General features: G+C 67.3%; 2 protein-coding genes. Both read right to left on the bottom strand.

Features of this window, described 5'->3' with window-relative positions:
• Positions 1–25: 25 nt before the first annotated feature.
• Positions 26–559: a transposase gene (locus ABGB14_RS50000; RefSeq protein ID WP_347650961.1), complete on the bottom strand. Its 534-nt coding sequence runs from the start codon at positions 557–559 to the stop codon at positions 26–28.
• The coding region (locus ABGB14_RS49995) for a winged helix-turn-helix domain-containing protein (protein ID WP_347650960.1) at positions 556–882 on the bottom strand (327 nt) is incomplete at its 5' end. The genes ABGB14_RS50000 and ABGB14_RS49995, both read right to left, overlap by 4 nt.

Here is an 882-nt window from a genome sequence, read left to right as displayed (position 1 = left end):
CTACAGAGATTGAAAGTTCGGGGTGTCATGTCGATCTCGGGTTCGTGATCAGGCCGGTGTGTGCCAGAAAGGCGTCCAGGAGGTCGGGGCGGTACTGCAACTGCTTGAGCCGGCTGCGGATGACCGCGGCGAGATCGTCGAGCGTGCCGGGGGCCAGATTGCCTAGACCCCGTTTCAGGTGCGACCACACGGTCTCTACGGGGTTGAGTTCGGGAGCGTAGGCCGGCAGGTAGAAGACCGTCAGCCACGGGCGCGTGGCGATCAGACTGCGCATCAGGGCGTCGACATGAATGTTGACGTTATCCCAGATCAACACGATCGGCCCGCCGAGCTGCTGGTGGGCGGCGTCCAACAGGCGAGCGTAGTCGCTCTCACTGAACCCTTTGCGTTCATTCTTGCGACGCCGATAGATCCTCATCCGGTAGATCAGCCGGGTCCGCTGCCCCGGCTTGAGGCAGACGAGCCCGGCCAGATTGACCCGTCCAGAGCCCCTGCCCGAGACGGTGACGACGGGGGTGCATCCACGGCGGGACCAGGTGCGGGCCTTGGGTGGCCTCAGCGATTGTCCTGCTTCGTCGGCGAAGCAGATCCACGCGTCCTGGTCCCGCGCCGTGGTTCCGCCAGCGGCCAGGTCTCCTTCACCCAGGTGGCGATCGCCTCGTCGTCGCGCTCGGCAGCGCGGCGCTGGGGGACCTGCGGGCTCCAGCCCATCCGGTGCAGCAGATAGGAGACCCCGCGCGGGGTGTAGGACAGGTGGAACAACCGGCCGACCAGCACCGTGATGCGCGCCAGGGTCCAGCGCTGATCCTCGCTCCACCCCCACACGGCCGGGCCGGCGTCCAGCGCGGCCTCCAGTCGCTCCACCTGCGCAGCGCTGAGCCG

The organism is Nonomuraea sp. B10E15 (assembly GCF_039871615.1).
In the GTDB taxonomy this organism is placed as follows: domain Bacteria; phylum Actinomycetota; class Actinomycetes; order Streptosporangiales; family Streptosporangiaceae; genus Nonomuraea.
This window is presented reverse-complemented; position numbering and strand designations above follow the sequence as displayed.